Here is a 19,462-nt window from a genome sequence, read left to right as displayed (position 1 = left end):
CTTGATGATTCGTTTTATGACTATCAGGTTGCCCTAAACAGCGCGATTGTGTTCTGGGTGTTTGTGTACTGTCGATGTTTTTATGTGTATTTGTTTGGTGTAAAGGTTCTGATTGTAGCAAAATATTGTTACAGTTTAGACGGTTTATATTCTGTTGACAATGTTTTAAGATGATTGAGGATTGTGATGAGGCTTGCATTTTGCGCCACAGAAAGAAAAGAGCACCCTGTTGACTTTATCGAACAGATTGCCTGTGAATATGATTGGTCGTTTGAGCGGGATGCACAAGATGAAATTAGCGTTTGTGTGGAAGGAAGACGCGCAAACTATCGTCTTGCTTTTTCATGGATGGAAGAGCATGAAGCACTTCATTTAGCTTGTTCGTTTGATCTTTCTATTAAAAATGCTCGAACAGCTGAAATACAGCGCTTATTGCTAGCAATTAATGAAAAGTTGTTGTTGGGACATTTTGATTACTGGCAAAGGAATAATTCAGTTATTTATCGACAAGGTCTTCTTTTGGCTGGTGGGATGCATCCATCTCATATACAGGTTGAAACATTGTTGATACATGCACTTAAAGCCTGTGAAAGCCATTATGTTGCATTTCAGATGGTTGCTTTGTCGGGAGAAAGTGCTTACAAGGCACTACAGTACACTTTGTTTGAAACTGTAGGGAATGCCTAAAATATACAGTCTGTTATTTTTACAGACGGTTTGCGGAAATATTGCTCATAGGGGGACATTAAGAATAGCGCGCACTCCCCCGAGTGGGCTCTCATCTAATTGTATATTGCCACCATGGCTGCGTGCTATGTCTTGAGCAATAGAAAGACCAAGTCCTGTTCCACTTGCATCTTGATTTCGCGCTTTATCAAGTCGAAAGAATGGCTTAAAAACTTCTGTGCGCATATTTTTATGAATTCCAGGTCCATTATCATCGATTATTAATATAAAAGATTCTTGTTGAGAGTTAGCGGTTAGTTTAACGGTCGTGCCGTAACAAAATGCATTTGATACAAGATTGCTGACCAAGCGTGTAAAAGCACGGGGACGTACTTGTATTTCTGTAGGACCTTCAATGGTGTAAGAAAATTGACGTTTGTGAAGACGAGCATCGGTGGAGAATTTTTGCATAAGAGCATTTAAATCAAAAGTCTTGACACTTTCACTTCCTTCACCACGAGCAAAAGCAAGATAATCTTCTAACATATTTTGCATGTCACTTACATCTTGCTCAAGCGGTTTAATATCAAAGTCAGTATTTACTAATGCCAGCTGAAGTTTAAAGCGTGTAAGAATGGTTCTTAAATCATGACTTACTCCTGAGAGCATCATGGTACGTTGTTCAATTTGGCGTTCAATACGTTCACGCATGCGTAAAAAAGCGATGCCTGCACGACGGACTTCATCAGCTCCTTGTGGTTGAAATCCTTTTGGTAAAGGACGACCGCGTCCAAAGCTTTCTGCTGCTTCAGCCAATTGTTGAATCGGTTTGATTTGATTGCGTAAAAAGTAAATTGCTATCAGCAATAAAACAAGAGCTGTTCCTACCATCCAGCTTAAAAAAATAGCAGTATTGGAAGCATAGGCTTGGCTGCGTGGAGCAAAGACGCGTAAAATGTTGTGACCAAGGTGGATACGGATTTCAACAAGATCAGAATCTCCTACGGTATCGATCCAGAAGGGACGGTTAATTTGGCGGGTGATTTCTTCACTTAAAAAATAGTCAAGAATTGCAAAAAATGGCTTAGGTCCTGGAGGGGGTAAGGAGGTAGGAGATAGAATAGAAATATTTAATCCCATACGTTGTTGTGCAATACGCTTGATATCTTCATAGTTATCTTGTTGGGGATATGTTTCAAGAATATCAATAATGGCTGAAATATCATGCACGACAGCCGTTGAAAGACGCTCGGTTACCATTTGCCAATGGCGTTCCATAAAGACATAAGCAATGACCGTTTGCAGAAGCACCATGGGAGCAATGATAATGATCAAAGAGCGAGCATAAAGCCGTTTAGGCATTTTTTTCGTTAACCATCGAAGAAAAAATCTTAAAGGTTTGATCATTCTTGTGCCTATTCAATAGAGAGTTTATACCCTATTCCTCGCACGGTTTGGAGCCATATAGGCAGTGCTGGATTTTTTTCGATTTTACGACGAAGGCGGTTGATCTGCACATCAATGGCACGTTCACCTATATTGCTGTCATCGGTCGCGAATTTATGGCGCGGAATTGTGTCGCCTGCATTTTCGGCAAAAATGATCATCATTTCTTGTTCTTTATCTGTTAATTTAATAATTTCTCCTCCTTTTTTGAGTTCGCGTCGTGAAATTGAAAATATATAAGGACCAAAAACTATTTGCTCAATTTTGGGTTGGTGAGGGGGAAAACCACGTCGTAAAATGGCGTTGATGCGAAGGAGAAGTTCACGAGGGTCAAACGGCTTAGCCAGATAATCATCTGCCCCTGCTTCTAATCCACGGATACGATTGTCTATTTCTGATAAAGCTGTTAACATAAAGATAGGGACATCTTTTGTTTGGCGGAGTGAATGAGTGAGATCAATACCGTTTTCGCCAGGCATCATGACATCAACAATAAGAAGATCAAAATCTAAACTTGCTAACAGTCGTCTTGCTTCATTCGCATTAGCTGAAACTGAAACACGAAATCCATTTTTAATGAGAAACTGAAATAAAAGATTGCGAATACGTGTATCGTCATCAATCACAAGAAGGTGAGGGGCATCGTCACACAAAACTTGAACGTGATTGCTCATTCTTAAAAAACCTTGATAAAAATTTAGTTTACACAAAATGCAAGTTTACATAAGTTGTATAAAGCTGTCGAGCAGCACCTTTACCTTAAAGGAAAGAAAGTTTTATTTATAAATTTAAAAAAGTTATTTTTGAAAAGGATATTATGGGTAGTCTTAATATACATATTATTCCAGTTACGACATTCCAACAAAATTGCACTTTGCTTTTTGATAGTGAAAGTAAAACGGGGGTTCTCGTTGATCCTGGTGGTGATTGGCCACGAATTCAAGACGTAATCGAAAAGAATGGTGTTATCGTTGAGGCTATTTGGATAACACATGGTCATTTTGATCATGTAGGAGCAGCAATGCAAGTGAAAGAAGCGCTTAATGTAAAAATTATCGGTTCACATCGCGATGATAAGCCTGTGATGGATGCCGTGAGCGAAAGCGCAAAAAATTATGGCATCACTGATGCTTGCATCTGTATTCCTGACCAATGGTTAGAAGATGGTGAGTGCGTTCATTTTGCTGGACATGTGTTTAAGGTTTTTCACACCCCAGGACATTCCCCTGGTCATGTTATTTATTTCAATGAAAAAGAGCGCTTAGCCCTCTTGGGTGATGTTCTCTTTCGTGGTTCTATTGGACGTACGGACTTCCCCTTCTGTTCTTATGAAAAATTGATGCAATCTCTTCGAGAAAAAGTTTTACCCTTAGGCGATGATGTTTGTTTTATCTGTGGGCATGGTCCCAAAAGTAGCATAGGCTATGAGCGCCAAAATAATCCTTTTCTTCAAGATTTTAATATATGAGCAAATAAAAAAAACGCTTTGAAGCGTTTTTTTTTGCCATTTAAGACTTTTTAGTAGGGCAGAACAGAAGTTAATTTATTGGGGCATAACAAACGTGTTCCAAACCATTACGGTCTCGGAAAGTTCCTGTTTTAGGGTTGAAAGAACGGTATTTTTTCTTGCAATAGTTAAGCCAATCAGATTCTAATGATTGTTGTACTGGCTCATATTCCACCGTTTGCGGAGCTTCATAAATTATCTGTTCCTGTGGAACCTGTTGATATACAATTTGATGCTGTGGTGCGGTTTGATAAACAACTTGTGGCTGTTCTGATTTTTTAAAAATTTTGCCGAGAAGTGCACCTGCTGCAAGAGCAAGAATGCCCATTGCTAAAGCTTCTCCTGAGTTATTTATATTAATACTACTGTGTTTTGTCTTTTTGCGCTCGACATAATGATATGTCTTGTGTTCAACATGATGGTGTTGTTGTGCTCCCCATTTATGGCTAACATAATGACGCGTGTGGGGATTATCAAAAGAGTGATGTTCACTATGAGAAAAATGGGAGCTAAAATTGTGAGACGGTAAACCAGCCTCCCTTCTCATGTCATAGTTATGATACCATGCCATATCTGCAAGCGTTGGATTTAATGGCATCAAAACGGTTGCAGTAGACATTGCTGATAATACCGCTAATCTGAAGAGTTTTTTCATAATGATGCTCCTTGTGTAAATTCGTATTTTTCACATCCTACACGTTTCAAACTGAATAGAGACTGAACAATTTTGGACTTTATTGTGACAAAAAAATAAAAATTCATTTAGTTAAAACATTGCCGGTACAGTAAAATAAAATCATGACAGAATTTTGATTTCAATTAATGTACTCTTCTTAAGGTTAATTAAGCAGCTTGTATTTAGAGCACCAGATTTTTTACTATTGGTTATAAATTATTTATTGATGAGTACTTTTTATTGCTTGATACAATATGAATTGAACAATAGGTGTATGAACAAAAGTTATCGTTTTTTATTATAGGCTTATGGTGCTAACATAGAACCTTATTTGTGTGATTGAATACAGTCCTGTTTGACTACTCTCTTGTGAGGCTAAATATTGAGTTCGATATCATATTATAACTGTATAAATATAATATATTGCGGGAACTTTTTTGATATATGGGAAACATTCTTGTTGGGATATGGCTGTTAGTTTGACAGTATTGGCATGACAAAATGCATTTGACACAATATTGCTGATGAGACGCGTGAAGGCACGTGGACGTGCTTGTATTTGTGTAGGGCTTTCAATGGTGTAGGAAAATTGGCGTTTGTGAAGATGTGCATCGGTAGAGAATTTTTGCATAAGAGCATTTAAATCAAAAGTTTTAACACACTCACTTTCTTCACTACGGGCAAAAGCAAGGTAATCTTCTAACATATTTTGCATGTCGCTCACATCTTGTTCAAGCTGCTTAATATCAAAGTCAGTATTTGCTAATGTTTGCTGAAGTTTAAAACGGGTGAGAATGGTTCTTAAATCATGGCTTACACCCGAAAGCATCGTGGTGCGTTGTTCGATATAGTTAGAAGATGGTGAGTGTGTGTATTTTGCTGGACATAAGTTTAGGGTTTTACATACACTGGGGCATTCCCCTGGTCATGTTATTTATTTCAATGAAAAAGAGTGCTTAGCCTTCTTGGGTGATGTTCTCTTTCGTGGTTCTATTGGACGTACGGACTTCCCCTTCTGTTCTTATGAAAAATTGATGCAATCCCTTCGAGAAAAAGTTTTACCCTTAGGCGATGATGTTTGTTTTATCTGTGGGCATGATCCCAAAAGTAGCATAGGCTATGAGCGCCAAAATAATCCTTTTCTTCAAGATTTTAATATATGAGCAAATAAAAAACGCTTTGAAGCGTTTTTTTTTGCCATTTAAAACTTTTTTAGTAGGACGGAACAGAAGTTAATTTATTGGGGCATAACAAATGTGTTCCAAACCATTACGGTCTCGAAAGGTCCCTGTTTTAGGGTTAAAGGAACGGTATTTTTTCTTGCAATAGTTAAGCCAATCAGATTCTAATGATTGCTGGAGTGGCTCATATGCCACCGTTTGCTGCACTTGATAAACTCTTTGATTTTGCGGAACTTTTTGATAAATTACCTGATTTTGTGGTACTATTTGATAAACCACTTGTGGCTGTTCTGGTTTTTTTAAAATTGTACCAAGAATCGTACCTGTTGCAAGACCAAGAATACCCACCGCTAAAGCATCTCCTGAGTTATCTATATGAATATTACTGTGTTTTGTCTTTTTGCGCTCGACGTAATGATATGTTTTGTTTTCAACATGATGATAATGGTGGTGGTGGTGGTGGTGATGTTGTTGTTCCGTCTTACTCTGTTTGGCTACAGACCTTTCATGTTTGGCTTTAAATCTTCTCTTGTCGTCATCAGAACTCTTGTGGAAATCATCAACAAACTTTTGGAAATCATCAGATAAAAAGCTACGTTTTTTATCAGAACAATGGGAGCGAGAAAAACCGCAAGGCAGAATATCAGCTTTCTTCCTCATTTCCCTTATCGCATCATCTGTTTCTTTACGCATCTTCCTCATCATATCATCTATTTCTCTCGAGATAGAGTCACTACGATTCCATGCCATATCCGCAAGCGTTGCATTTAGCGGCATCAAAACGGTCACAGTTGACATTGCTGATAATACCGCTAACCTGATCACTTTTTTCATAATGATGCTCCTTGTGTAAATTCGTATTTTTCACATCCTACACGTTTCAAACTGAATAGAGCCTGAACAATTTTGGGATTTATTGTGACAAAAAAAATAAAAATTTATTTAGTTAAATCTATCGCCGAGACAGTAAAATGAAATCATAACAGAATTTTGATTTCAATTAATGTACTCTGCTTGAGGTTAATTAATAAGTTTGTATTGAGAGTCCACGATTTTTTACTATGGAATATAAACTCTTTATTTAGGGATAATTTTTTATTGTTTGGTACAATATGAATTGAACAATAGGGATATGAATAAAAGTTATCATTTTTTATCATAGGCTTATGGTGCTATGATAAAGTCTTATTTTACTTTATTTGTGTTATAGGACAGTGTCCTATTTGAATATTTTCTTGTAAGGATAAATAATATTGAGTTAGATATCAGAGTATAACTGTATAAATATAATATATTTTAGAAATTTTTTATAAAATGTTCTCTCTCATGTTGTTTTAGACAAATTGAAGCACCCTTGATGTTGGAGGTTGTCTATTTTTCGGATAACGCTGTTTGCTTTTGAGCTTTCGTCTTTTTTTAGAAGAGCTGAAGATTATTTTATGCGGTTTGAAATTTTTTGCTCCTTCATTGATTGCGTTTTTTTCGTTTTATTGTTGCTTGATTAGGGGTGTTTTTACGAGATTTTCCTTTTTGATTTTCCAAAATACCAGTGTCCATAGTTGGTCCCATGTGTGCAAGGTCTGGTTTGGAGAAAAGACTTGGTTGTAATACGCGCTCATGGGTGGATTGTTCGCTATGATGTGTTAAGGGATTTTCCGTGAGTTCTAGTTCTATCTTTTGTAATTGTTTGATTTCATCGCGAAGGTGTGCTGCTTCTTCAAAATTAAGATCAGCAGCTGCTTCATGCATTAATTTTTCGAGGTGTTTAATATGAGATGCTAAATTGTTGCCAACCATATTTTTTTTCTCGATGACATCAGGGATATTTGTATGAATATGGTTGTTTTCATAGCCTGAATTAAGAATATCTCCGATATTTTTTTTGATACTTTTCGGTGTGATATGGTGTTCTTCATTATAGGCTATTTGTTTTTGTCGACGTCTTTGTGTTTCCAGTAAGGCTCGTTCTATGGAACCAGTGATCGTATCTGCATAGAGGACAACACGGCCATCTACGTTACGTGCAGCACGTCCGATTGTTTGTATGAGGGAAGTTTCAGAGCGCAAAAAGCCCTCTTTATCGGCATCTAGAATGGCAACAAAACCACATTCTGGAATATCTAAGCCTTCTCGGAGCAAGTTAATACCGATGAGGACATCAAAGATGCCAAGCCGAAGATCGCGTAGAATTTCAATGCGCTCTAATGTATCAATGTCAGAATGCATATAGCGTACACGAATGTCTTGTTCGTGGAGATATTCAGTTAAGTCTTCGGCCATACGCTTTGTGAGAACTGTCACCAATGTACGGTAGCCTTTTTGAATTGTTTTACGAATTTCATTCACAACATCATCGACTTGATTTTTGGCTGGACGAACCTCTGTTGGTGGGTCAACAAGCCCTGTGGGGCGAATAACTTGTTCTGCAAAAGTACCGTGAGATTGTTCTATTTCCCACCGTCCAGGTGTTGCGGAGACAGCAATCGTTTGTGGGCGCATAGCATCCCATTCTTCAAAGCGCAAAGGACGGTTATCCATACAAGAAGGGAGGCGAAAACCATATTCTGCTAAGGTTGCTTTTCTGCGAAAATCACCTCGGTACATACCACCAATTTGGGGAATGGTTACATGGCTTTCATCGATAAAAACAAGAGAATTGAGTGGAATATATTCGAATAAAGTTGGGGGTGGTTCACCGGGATTTCGTCCTGTTAAATAACGTGAATAATTTTCAATTCCCGGACATGAACCGGTGCTTTCCAACATTTCCAAATCAAAAACTGTACGTTGTTCTAAACGTTGTGCTTCTAAAAGACGTCCAGCTTCGTTCAACTCATCGAGGCGTTGAACGAGTTCCATTTTGATAGATTTCATCGCTTGGTTAAGTGTTGGGCGTGGTATTACGTAGTGTGAGTTGGCATAAATTTTAATTGATTGAAGATCGCCTGTTTTTTGTCCGGTGAGAGGATCAAATTCCGTAATTGTTTCCACTTCATCGCCAAAGAGCGAAATACGCCAAGCACGATCTTCAAGGTGGGCAGGGAAAATTTCGATTGTATCCCCTCGAACACGAAAGGAACCACGAACGAAGTTGATATCTTGTCGATAATACTGTTGAGAGACTAAATCAGCCAAGAGTTTTCGTTGATTGAGTTTGTCTCCTTTTTCTATTTCGAAGGTCATGGCCGTATAGGTTTCTACGGAACCAATTCCGTAGATGCAGGAGACAGATGCGACGATAATAACATCATCACGCTCTAAGACAGCGCGTGTTGCAGCATGACGCATCCGGTCGATTTGTTCATTAATTGAGGATTCCTTTTCAATATAAGTGTCTGAGCGTGCAACATAGGCTTCTGGTTGATAATAGTCATAATAGGAAACAAAATATTCGACGGCATTATGGGGAAAAAAACTTTTAAATTCCCCATAAAGCTGCGCTGCTAGAGTTTTATTGGGAGCTAAAATCAGAGCTGGACGCTGTGTTTTTTCAATGATATTGGCCATTGTATAGGTTTTCCCTGAGCCGGTAACACCCAAAAGCACTTGTGTACGTTCATTTTTTTGAATTCCCTCAACCAGAGTTTTAATGGCTTGAGGTTGATCTCCCGCTGGTTTAAAAGATGTTTCGAGTTGAAATGGAATACCACCTTCAGATTTTTCAGGACGAATGGGGCGGTGAGGTGTCCATAATGCACCATTCTTAAAAAGAGGATTACCTGAAGCAATAAGAGCAGAAAGAGCTTCTACTGTTGCAGTAACACCATTTTTCATTGTTGTATCCTTTGATAGAAAAGTGCTGGTGATTTTAAAGAAAATACTAATTTTTACAAATTTATTACGACAACAGCAAAACGTTATTGAACAGATTTATTTTGGTTTATTAGAGCTTTCATTAGGATATTGATCAAGTTTTTATGAGACAAATTCTTCGAAGTATTTCTTTGGAAGGAGCATATTTGTGGTTGTTCGTGAACACTATTGCATTTTTGCCATGATGATATTTAAGAGGGCATAAGTTATTATGGCTGTTATGGAGAATAATCGGTACGTTTGGGCATTAAAGACATTGTATATGTGTGATAAAGATCATTTCCATCTTTAAATGAAAGATAACGAGATGACACCCAACCTATTTGAGTGTTATATCGGATATGGCACCAATTTCCTTCACAGTTTTTAACAAAAACTAATTCTCCAGCAGAGATTAAGCCGCAAAGTGCATATTGAGTGCTGGGACCTGTTCTAAAATTAAGATTTCTCGTAACAAAAGCATCTGCTGCCTCTGATATTGTTGTGGCTAAAAAGAAAGAGCCAAACATAAAAAAAATGACGATTTTTTTCATTTTTCTGTAAAGAATTTCTTTAGAGATTTTCTATCCTTCTCTCTTCATATTCTATATAATTTCTTTTACTAGATTATGATAAAACAGAAAAAAATACAATTCTTTCTTCTTTAGGACACTTTAAAGAGAAGAGTGAAGTTTAACGTTTTAAACACCAAAATGAGATGTTTTAATCACTATTTGTGCATGTTTTGTTTCCTTTATTTATTTTTATATGGAAAACAGCGATACTGTACTATATAATAAAAAAGATCGTAGTTTTCGGATTCCAAAAGTAATTTTGGAAGCCGTTTTTTGTATTTTTATTAAACCTTCCGTGTAATAGAAAGGGACGGATTATGGAAAAAGTTCCGATGACTACAGCTGGTTTTGAGAGTCTTAAAGAAGAGTTGCGTTGGCGTCAACAACAGGAGCGTCCGCGAATTATTGAAGCAATTTCTGAGGCGCGTGCGCATGGTGATTTATCTGAAAATGCTGAGTATCATGCAGCTAAAGAAGCGCAAAGTCATAATGAGGGGCGTATAAATGAGCTTGAAGATTATATCGCACGAGCAGAAGTTATAGATGTCTCGCGTCTTTCAGGTGACAAAATAAAATTTGGCGCAACCATTAAACTCTTGGATGAGGACACTGAAGAAAAAAAAGTGTATCAGATCGTAGGAGATCAAGAAGCTGATGTAAAGGTTGGTAAAATCTCTATTTCTTCGCCTATCGCACGTGCACTTATTGGCAAGCAAGAAGGTGATGTGATTGAGGTGAATGCACCAGGTGGTGCGCATAATTACGAGATCATTAAGGTTCAGTACATCTAAATAACATATGGATTATTATGCGTGTATCTTTGGACGAAACTGAAATTATTGCGCCTCACTTTAAAAGGCGTTTGTCGGGAGTAACATCTACGATTATTCAGCTTATTCCACTGCAACGCGAACAGGGTGTGCGTATATCCACTTTGGGGTTTGGTTTACCACGAACTTTACCGACACTTGCCTTTAAGGACCTTTTCGGACTTTGGAAAAGTCCGAAAGGGAAGCCATTTCGTATTTGGCATGCACGACGCAATATTGAGATGCTTTGTGGGATCTTTTTGCGCGATGTTTTGCGAATGAAGCTTAAACTCATCTTTACTTCGGCATCTCGACGCGAACACAAGCCTTTTACCAAATGGTTGCTTCGTCGTATGGATAAAGTTATCGCTACTAGTGTATGTACGGGAACCTATCTAGAAGTGCCTCATAAGGTTATTATGCATGGAGTGGATATTAGGCGTTTTTCACCCCCCAAAATTCCTGATGATTACTTTCCAGCAACTGGGGTGCCAGGAAAATATGCGGTAGGATGTTTTGGGCGCGTGCGCTATTTAAAGGGTACTGATTTGTTTGTGGACGCGATGATAGCATTATTGCCTGACTATCCCGAATGGACAGCACTTATCGCTGGTCGGGCTACAGAACAGCATTATGGTTTTGAAAAGAAATTACGACAGAAGATTGCTGAAGCTGGTTTAAACGACCGCATTATTTTTCTTGGTGAAAGGCTTGATATACCTGTGTGGTATCGCCGTTTATCACTTTATGTAACTCCTTCTCGTTTGGAAGGTTTTGGTCTGACACCATTGGAGGCAATGGCATCACAGACGGCTGTAGTGGCGAGTGATGTAGGAATTTTTAAAGAATTGGTGGTCGAGGGAACAGGAACGGTTGTTCAAGCAGGAGATGGAGCGGCTTTAACAGCAGCAATTGAACCTTATTTTGCTGATGTAGAAAAAACATTGGCCGCCGGAAAGAAAGCTTTAACCCATGTTCGTACGCACTTTCCTTTGGAAAAAGAGGCAAGCAAGATTGAAAGTGTTTACAAAGAACTGTTTGCAGAAAAAAGACTTTGATTATTATATCAAAAATCTTCTTGAGGAATGGTAAAAAGTATTTTCCTTAAAGGTTTTTCATAGTTATCAAGAAAACAGCTCAATGATATAAATGTTATTTTACAAAATTTATATTGTCTTTAGTAGAACACTATAAGAAGTTCCCAAAATTTTGGATAAAAGATTAAAAATGTATACGCTTGAGAGCGATATGTAGTTTATGATAAAGCATACTAGGAGAGAAGAAAGCTACTTTTATTCATTGATATTTTAGAATAAGAAAATAATGCTTTAACTCAAGTCTGGGGATTTATGCACTATCTTATACGGGGTCGTGCTGATATTGTTCGTTTTGTAAGACTTAAATAGATAGCAAAAAAAACGTTTTTTTGTCTTAAAAAGATAATGATGGTATCTCCATGGATAAAATAGTCGTACATATTTTCAATAAATTCATAATAAGATGGATTTAAGATCAATATATATATATATGATTTTTATAGATAATTTACCTTTTCAATTTGAATAAGAGCTTTGAGTACCGTAAGATTTTCTCATGTAAAATCTGTTGATATTAACAATGAGAGCTATCTTCTTGTACATCACAATTGGAAGAAGGCATGTGGTGGATAAAAACTATTGAAGACAAGGTGTAAAGAGATTTCTTATAAATTGTCTGAAATGCAGTCTGTTGCAACATTAACAGCAGAAAAATAATATGATGGTGCTAATTGTATCTTATGTTGTGGTTTCGGCATGCACTTTAATTATTTAAGTAAAAATGATGGGACCAATCAGATCTTATACCTTTCATAAGAATTGTCGTGAAATGAATAAGATGAGTATTATGAGATGTTTTTTAACAAGCTTGTGAATTCGTAATAGAATGGCATTCTATTTTCCATAAGGATGTTACTCTATTAAAGAGAAAAAATATTTTTATCAGCAAATATTCATATTTTTTGCATTAGAAATTATTCATAAAAAAGGATGTTTTATGTGTCCATTTTTATTGATAAAAGGGCTTAATAGAGCAAAGAGTTATATGTTATGAATATGAAAGCTTTTGGTATTTTATTATTCTTGCCGAATTATTTTTATGTTAACTTGTATAATCATCTATATGATAATTTGATTGAAATTTCAGAAAATCTTCGGTCGATTGAGTGAAGGTTGAATATTATTATGCATATTGTTCATACTTTTTATCTTGGTAGAATAAAGTGTTATGTATTAAAATTGTTCACGCCAGAAAGCGGGAATAAAAAGGACGAATATTGTTATGATTTCAAGGCGTCCAGCTAACATTAGAAAACTTAAAATCCATAAAGCATGGTCGTTGATTGTAGAGAAATTACCAGTGGGGCCAATAATATCTCCAAAGCCTGGACCAACATTTGAAAGTGCGGTTAAGACCCCCGTAAAGGCAGAGGTAAAGTCAAGACCGGTTGTAAGCAAAAGTGCAGTGCCGATAACAAGGCAAAACATATAAAGACAGACAAAAAACAAAACGGCTTGAGCAACATCATTTGATATATTTGAGTGATCGTAGCGCGCTTTTACAACGACATTAGGAGAAAGAAGTTTTTCTATATTTGTTTGTGTAATACGCCAAAGAATAATGAGGCGATTGATTTTCATGCCACCAGAAGTAGAACCAGCACATCCGCCTGTAAAAGAAACAATAAAGAAAATTCCAAGCGCAAACGGTCCCCAAAGTTGATAATCTTCAGCGCTGTAACCGGTGGTGCTAATAATGGATGAAAGGTGAAAAATGACATCAAGAAAAATCAAGTGGAACGCGCGATGATCATAAAACCGTAGCCATGCCGCTAAAGCAAAGCTGAAAAGGAGAACGATATGGAGAAAAACAATCACTTGTGGGTCAAGGAAGCGTTTGGAGTGTCCAGGAAGGACTAATTTAACATAAAGTACGAAAGGTAAAGCAGAAAGCAACATGAAGATTGTTGAAATAATTAAGATGGCTGGTGTATCAGAAAAATAGCCAAAAGAAGCATCATGCGTTGAAAAACCAGCTGTTGCTACTGTACTCATTGCATGGTTAATGGCATCAAATAAATTCATGCCTGCAGCAAAATAAGAAAGCATACAAGCCAATGTTAACCCAACATAAGCGATGATAATTCCGTTAGCAATTTGGTTGATGCGAGGCAATATTTTTTCAGATTTATCAGATGATTCCATATGAAAAAGTCGCACGCCACCCACACGCAGTGAAGGCAAAATTAAGAGGGCTAAACCGATAAAACCAATGCCCCCAATCCAGCATATAAGAGAACGCCATAATAAAATACTTCGCGATAAATTATCAAGATCAGAAAGGACTGTGGAGCCTGTTGTTGTAATTCCAGAAACAGATTCAAAAATGGCTCCTGCTAGAGAAATGGGAAGAGGAGAAAGATAAAGAGGTAAGGCACCTACGATGCTTCCTGTAAGCCAAAGACAAACAGTGAGCATAAAGCCAAGCCGTGCTGAAAAGCGACAAGTAGCTCCCTTAGTTGCTAAAAGAATCAGCGTTGCCAACATGGTGGTTATGGCACAAGAATAGAGAAAGCTTATCCAATTACGATTGTTGTCGTGCAAATCCACAAAAATTGGCAAAAGCATTGCTCCTCCCATGATTAAGGCAAAACGTGCACAGACATTGATAATAAATTGAAAAATGATCGTTCCCTATCTTTGTATCTCTTTTTATTATGGTTTTGTGCTCATAAGAAGTTACATTTCTCTCTTTATAGGATAAGGATTAATTCTTAACATTAGCGTGCCTTGATGAATTAGTAATCAGACCTTTTCATAAAACTTGAAAAGAAGTATACATAACATAATTAGGGCTCTTGAAAAATATTTTTTTAAAAGGCTGCATTCCGTTATCATTTATAGAATAATTAATTTATAATAAAGTGAAGGGGATTTAATGGTACAATCGCATATTCGTCTGCTAATTATTGGCTCAGGTCCGGCTGGTTATACAGCGGCGGTCTATGCAGCAAGAGCAATGCTTAAGCCGGTTTTGGTGACGGGCTTGCAGCAGGGTGGACAATTAACAATTACAACTGATGTTGAGAATTATCCAGGTTTTGCAGATCCCATTCAAGGACCATGGTTGATGGAACAAATGGCAAAACAAGCTGAGAATATGGGGACAAAAATTATCTATGATACAATTATAAAGGCTGATTTGTTGAAGTATCCTTTTGTCTTATATGGGGATTCAGGAACACAATATTCTTGTGATGCACTGATTATTGCAACAGGAGCTCAAGCGCGCTGGCTTGGTTTAGAAAGTGAACAGACCTTTATGGGCGGAGGTGTTTCCGCTTGTGCTACATGTGATGGCTTTTTTTATCGTGATAAGGACGTTATTGTCGTGGGAGGAGGAAATACGGCTGTTGAAGAAGCACTTTATTTATCGCATTTGGCTAAAAGTGTAAGCGTGGTTCACAGGCGGGGGCAGTTTCGGGCAGAAAAAATTTTACAAGATAGGTTGCTGGCTTGTAATAATGTGCGTGTTCTTTGGGATCATGTGGTTGAAGAAATTGTGGGGCTGCCAGCTCAAGATTCAATGGGCGCTGTTGTAACAGGGGCACGTCTGAAAAATGTTAAGACAGGTCACGAGATGAAAGTGAATGCAGAGGGCATATTTATTGCCATTGGGCATGATCCTGCTGTTTCTCTGTTTGAAGGACAGCTGAAACAAAAACGAGGTGGCTATTTATGGACAGCACCCGACTCAACAGCAACAAGCATTGCTGGTGTTTTTGCTGCTGGGGATGTGACAGATGAAACATTCCGCCAAGCTGTAACAGCTGCGGGAAGAGGATGTATGGCAGCGTTGGAAGCAGAACGGTTTTTGGATATACCCAGGCGTTAGTCACTCATTGAGAACATAGAGAATATAGAGGTAGAATTAATTGTGGCGCCACCGTTGGATTGGGATAAGTTAAGGGTTTTTCACGCTGCAGCAGAAGCGGGATCTTTTACGCATGCTGCTCAAAAACTTCATTTATCTCAATCAGCCGTTTCACGACAGGTTTCGGCTTTAGAACAAGAGGTTGGGGTATCCTTATTTCAACGTCATGCGCGTGGTTTGATTCTTACAGAACAGGGAGAAACTCTTTATCGTACAGCTCATGATGTTTTGATGAAGCTTGAAAGTGTGCGTTTGCAATTAAGTGAAAGCTATGCAAAACCAACGGGGCACTTGCGTGTGACCTCGACCTTTGGAATGGGGGCAGGGTGGATTGCAGAGCGTATGCCAGAATTTCTTAGTCTTTATCCTGATATGCAGGTTCAGCTTTTGCTTTCCGATGAAGAGCTTGATTTGACAATGTGTCATGCGGATTGTGCTGTTCGCTTACATCAACCCAAACAACCTGATCTTATACAAAGAAAACTCTTTACAATTCATATGCATGTCTATGCTTCGGAAAAGTATATTGCAAATTATGGAAAGCCGGAAAAATTGTCTGATCTCGATGAGCATCGTATTATTTCGTTCGGTGAACCTGTTCCACCTTATTTGTCTGGTTTAAATTGGTTGGAAAAGGCTGGTAGAAGTGATGGATCATTGCGCGTTTCAGTTTTACAAATCAACAATATCATCTCAATAAAGAATGCGCTTATGCGTGATCTTGGGATTGCTGTGCTTCCTGATTATATCGTCAATAATGATGAGCATTTAGTGCGTCTTTTTCCTGATATGGTTGATATTCCTTCTTTTGATACTTTTTTTTGTTATCCTTATAATTTAAAGAATTTGGCAAGGTTAAATGCTTTTCGAGATTATATTTTTTTAAAAGCTCGCCAGTGGTCTTTTTAATATTAATATCTTAATTTATAAGGAATAATTAGCTGTTTTGCAACTTGAGACTCCCGTAATATTCTTTCGTTTCAAATTTGCCTATATTGAATCAATTAAAATTATTTGTTGCACATTAAAAGTGGAGGGAGTCCGTACGGGTAAATATTTTTGAAAAGAGGGATAAATGTTTTTTATGAATACTAGCAACCGTGAGGGTTATTATATATTGAAAAATGGACAATTGTGTGATGGTGTAGTTAACATTTTTACTATTTAATTAAAGAGAGTGGTACATGATGGAGACAAATTTAAAGCTATGTGTTTATTGCATAGCAGATACGCTTAAGTCTTTGTTGTGCTTTTCCTTATAAAATGACATAGAATACTATCTCTTGATTATGTTGCCTCCCAGTTTCGTTTTCTTGAGTGTTCCCTTACGAAGATCTATCAGATTGATTTTATCTCTGAGGATTTTCCAAATTTGCCGGACATATGTCCGGCTTTTTTTTAATTTTTGAAAGAGTCCCTAGAAATTGCAATATATGGGAAGATGATAAAGAAAAAATTTCGAAACTGGTGGATATCCAACAATTTTTTTAAGAATACTAAAATTCAATGAGGAGTTTGAGAGGGGATATTCTATTGTACTGTAAAAGTCTGTCTTTTAGGGGTGTGATATAAAATATTTAAAACCTTATACATGAAGTGCTTTTTATTAGAATGTGAGGTGAATATTTAAGGCAGATCTTGTTCATAAAGCCTATGAAGTAAAACAAGTAGTTATTAAATAGAATTTAAAGGAAACTGGATTGCTTACACAACGATGGGAGGTGGCTTCTTCTTCGTTTTAGGACGAAGAAGAAGCTGAGAAATAGAAGAGATTTTATTGTAAGGGCCTTTGATTATAAAGGCAATTGTGTTTAAAAGTGCTCGGTCTTTTTTAGAGTTATAAATTGAATGGAGAAAGTAGAATAGGCTTGTCATCTCTTATGATAATAGACCGATTCATTTATTTGATAGCTAAATTTTTTTGATCTTTATCTACAGCATCTATTTTTGTGTTTATTCATAGATATTTTTGCTGAATCGATAGATTTAGACCATGACACAGTTTCAGATATTTTCTCGGATATACTAACATTCGGCAAAAAACAATCACAAGAGATGATATTAAAAATTTTAAATTAAACTGTTGCAAAAACGCTGTATACGTATACAAGCTTTTTCAAGTAATTCTTCTGATGTTGCATAAGAAATACGAAAAGTTGATCCAAGTCCAAAAGCAGATCCTTGGACGACAGCAACAGCTTCTGTTTCTAGAAGCGCTATGGCAAAGTCTTCATCATTCGTAATACGTTGACCATTGGGTGTTTTCTTTCCAATAAGTTCGGTGCAAGAAGGATAAACATAAAAAGCACCCTCAGGCGTTGGACAGTGAATGCCAGGAGCTTGATTTAGCATGGAGACAACGAGATCACGGCGTGCTTGAAAAATACTTTTATTTTTAGCAATAAAGTCTTGTGGCCCGTTGAGTGCTTCAACCGCAGCCCATTGTGAAATGACACTTGTTCCAGATGTTTGCTGTCCTTGAATGGTATCCATGGCTTTAATTAATTCTTGTGGTCCGCCTGCATAACCGATTCTCCATCCCGTCATCGCATAGGCTTTAGAAACACCATTCATTGTGAGTGTACGCTCATAAAGCGCTGGTTCTACTTGAGCTGGAGTCACAAAGGTAAAACCCTCATATGTGAGATGTTCATATATATCATCGGAAAGGATATAAACATGAGGATATTTTACTAAAACATCTGTAAGTTTTTTCAATTCATTATGTGTATAAGCGGCACCTGATGGATTTGAAGGAGAGTTAAAGATGAACCATTTGGTTTTGGGGGTAATGGCAGCTTCTAGCTCTTGTGGTTGGAGTTTATAAGAAAATTCGGCTTTTGTTTCTAAAAAGACAGGCGTACCATCGTTGAGTGCGACCATTTCTGGATAACTAACCCAATAAGGGGATGGAATGATGACCTCATCTCCTTTATTCAAAGTTGCCATGAATGCATTAAAGAGAATTTGTTTTCCACCGGTACCAACAATAATTTGTTCTGGTTGGTAAAGAAGGTTATTTTCTCTTTTAAACTTTGCAGAAATTGCTTGGCGCAATTCTGGAATTCCTGATATGGGAGGGTATTTTGTTTCTCCCCTTCGAATAGCTTCAATAGCCGCGTTTTTGATGTTGTCTGGGGTATCAAAGTCTGGCTCTCCAGCACTTAAAGCAATAACATTGCGCCCTAATGCTTTTAAATGGCGGGCCTTTTGAGAAGCAGCAATTGTTGCAGAAGGTTTGATACGAGACAGTTTGTCGGCAATAAAAGCCATAATTTTAAATCCTTATATTATATCAACAAATGGTTATTGCTTTAAGGATATTCTATAAGAGATTATATTGTATGCAATAAAAAACTTCCAAAATACTCTTACACGGGCTTTATATTCTTCTTTTTTGAGATATTTTACAAGATAATCTCTTCGTAGATTTTATGAAAGTTTTTGAGGAAGTATAAAAGAGGTTTGATGAATTGTGCAAAGGAGATAAGCAGTCTTTTATTTTAACAAGGTAAAATAATGCTTCATACAAAATAAAAAATCTTCGTCGTTACAGACGAAGATTTTTAAATAAAATATTGCAGAATTTAAACTTTAAAGTGCTGCAAGGTTACCAGCGGCAAATTTTCCTGAACGACGATCTTGAAGAACATCATAAGAGATTTTTTGCCCTTCATTAAGACTGTTTAGACCTGAACGCTCGACGGCAGAAATGTGTACAAATACATCTGCACTACCATCGCTAGGCTGAATGAATCCGAAACCTTTTGTTGTATTAAACCACTTAACTGTTCCTGTAGACATAGGAAACTCCTTAGAATATATAATTATATTGAGCA

General features: G+C 37.3%; 15 protein-coding genes and 2 pseudogenes. 7 read left to right on the top strand and 10 right to left on the bottom strand.

The features are described from left to right. Nucleotides 1–186: 186 nt before the first annotated feature. Nucleotides 187–687 (top strand): YbjN domain-containing protein, encoded by a 501-nt coding sequence (locus tag ACFILT_RS07490; protein ID WP_375679831.1) that lies wholly within the window; start codon nucleotides 187–189, stop codon nucleotides 685–687. Between the two features lie 45 nt (nucleotides 688–732). Here ACFILT_RS07490 and ACFILT_RS07485 read toward each other — a convergent pair whose 3' ends face one another. Then, the gene (locus ACFILT_RS07485; protein ID WP_375679008.1) at nucleotides 733–2,073 is read right to left on the bottom strand and encodes an ATP-binding protein; all 1,341 of its coding nucleotides are present in this window, start codon (nucleotides 2,071–2,073) and stop codon (nucleotides 733–735) included. 8 nt (nucleotides 2,074–2,081) lie between these two features. Then, complete coding sequence (locus ACFILT_RS07480) at nucleotides 2,082–2,786, bottom strand: response regulator (protein WP_375679009.1); 705 nt, start codon at nucleotides 2,784–2,786, stop codon at nucleotides 2,082–2,084. Nucleotides 2,787–2,929: 143 nt separating this feature from the next. Between ACFILT_RS07480 and ACFILT_RS07475 the strand changes: the two genes are divergently transcribed. Continuing rightward, on the top strand, nucleotides 2,930–3,580 hold the full coding sequence (locus ACFILT_RS07475) for an MBL fold metallo-hydrolase (RefSeq protein WP_375612975.1): 651 nt from the start codon (nucleotides 2,930–2,932) through the stop codon (nucleotides 3,578–3,580). Nucleotides 3,581–3,650: 70 nt separating this feature from the next. Here the strand turns inward: ACFILT_RS07475 and ACFILT_RS07470 are convergent, their stop codons facing one another. Together ACFILT_RS07470 and ACFILT_RS07465 are read right to left on the bottom strand one after the other, a co-directional pair. Continuing rightward, nucleotides 3,651–4,274, bottom strand: coding sequence for a BA14K family protein (locus ACFILT_RS07470; protein ID WP_375649438.1), 624 nt, complete (start codon nucleotides 4,272–4,274; stop codon nucleotides 3,651–3,653). A 469-nt stretch (nucleotides 4,275–4,743) separates the two neighbouring features. Next, nucleotides 4,744–5,142, bottom strand: a pseudogene (locus ACFILT_RS07465) (sensor histidine kinase); the annotation flags it as partial. 4 nt (nucleotides 5,143–5,146) lie between these two features. Between ACFILT_RS07465 and ACFILT_RS07460 the strand changes: the two are divergent. Continuing rightward, nucleotides 5,147–5,458, top strand: a pseudogene (locus ACFILT_RS07460) (MBL fold metallo-hydrolase); the annotation flags it as partial. Between the two features lie 69 nt (nucleotides 5,459–5,527). Here the strand turns inward: ACFILT_RS07460 and ACFILT_RS07455 are convergent. From ACFILT_RS07455 to ACFILT_RS07445, 3 genes are all read right to left on the bottom strand, one after another. Beyond that, nucleotides 5,528–6,310 (bottom strand): BA14K family protein, encoded by a 783-nt coding sequence (locus ACFILT_RS07455; protein ID WP_375638078.1) that lies wholly within the window; start codon nucleotides 6,308–6,310, stop codon nucleotides 5,528–5,530. Between the two features lie 630 nt (nucleotides 6,311–6,940). After that, nucleotides 6,941–9,250 carry an excinuclease ABC subunit UvrB gene (gene uvrB, locus ACFILT_RS07450; RefSeq protein WP_375679830.1) on the bottom strand — a complete coding sequence of 770 codons (2,310 nt, stop codon included), beginning with the start codon at nucleotides 9,248–9,250 and terminating at the stop codon, nucleotides 6,941–6,943. 257 nt (nucleotides 9,251–9,507) lie between these two features. Next, nucleotides 9,508–9,822, bottom strand: coding sequence for an SH3 domain-containing protein (locus ACFILT_RS07445; RefSeq protein ID WP_375612971.1), 315 nt, complete (start codon nucleotides 9,820–9,822; stop codon nucleotides 9,508–9,510). 338 nt (nucleotides 9,823–10,160) lie between these two features. Here ACFILT_RS07445 and greA point away from each other — a divergent pair, with 338 nt between their 5' ends. After that, the gene (gene greA, locus ACFILT_RS07440) at nucleotides 10,161–10,634 is read left to right on the top strand and encodes a transcription elongation factor GreA (protein ID WP_007347010.1); all 474 of its coding nucleotides are present in this window, start codon (nucleotides 10,161–10,163) and stop codon (nucleotides 10,632–10,634) included. A gap of 17 nt (nucleotides 10,635–10,651) precedes the next feature. Next, entirely contained in the window at nucleotides 10,652–11,710 is a 1,059-nt protein-coding gene (locus ACFILT_RS07435; RefSeq protein WP_375679829.1) for a glycosyltransferase family 4 protein, read from the top strand. Nucleotides 11,711–12,922: 1,212 nt separating this feature from the next. Here the strand turns inward: ACFILT_RS07435 and ACFILT_RS07430 are convergent. After that, complete coding sequence (locus tag ACFILT_RS07430) at nucleotides 12,923–14,317, bottom strand: TrkH family potassium uptake protein (RefSeq protein ID WP_375631664.1); 1,395 nt, start codon at nucleotides 14,315–14,317, stop codon at nucleotides 12,923–12,925. Between the two features lie 310 nt (nucleotides 14,318–14,627). Between ACFILT_RS07430 and trxB the strand changes: the two genes are divergently transcribed. Both trxB and ACFILT_RS07420 read left to right on the top strand, forming a co-directional pair. After that, nucleotides 14,628–15,584, top strand: a complete 957-nt coding sequence (trxB, locus tag ACFILT_RS07425; RefSeq protein WP_375679012.1) for a thioredoxin-disulfide reductase — start codon at nucleotides 14,628–14,630, stop codon at nucleotides 15,582–15,584. 42 nt (nucleotides 15,585–15,626) lie between these two features. Next, nucleotides 15,627–16,532, top strand: coding sequence for a LysR family transcriptional regulator (locus ACFILT_RS07420; RefSeq protein WP_273791217.1), 906 nt, complete (start codon nucleotides 15,627–15,629; stop codon nucleotides 16,530–16,532). 1,161 nt (nucleotides 16,533–17,693) lie between these two features. On the opposite strand, the gene ACFILT_RS07415 is transcribed toward ACFILT_RS07420, so the two are convergent. Further along, nucleotides 17,694–18,896, bottom strand: a complete 1,203-nt coding sequence (locus ACFILT_RS07415) for a pyridoxal phosphate-dependent aminotransferase (RefSeq protein WP_375679828.1) — start codon at nucleotides 18,894–18,896, stop codon at nucleotides 17,694–17,696. A 321-nt stretch (nucleotides 18,897–19,217) separates the two neighbouring features. After that, nucleotides 19,218–19,427: a cold-shock protein gene (locus tag ACFILT_RS07410; protein WP_012754908.1), complete on the bottom strand. Its 210-nt coding sequence runs from the start codon at nucleotides 19,425–19,427 to the stop codon at nucleotides 19,218–19,220. Between the last annotated feature and the right edge of the window lie 35 nt (nucleotides 19,428–19,462).

The organism is Bartonella sp. AP7XZML, from assembly GCF_042195745.1.
Lineage (GTDB): Bacteria > Pseudomonadota > Alphaproteobacteria > Rhizobiales > Rhizobiaceae > Bartonella.
The sequence above is the reverse complement of the archived record's forward strand: the minus strand, read 5'-3'. Positions and strand labels throughout refer to the sequence as shown.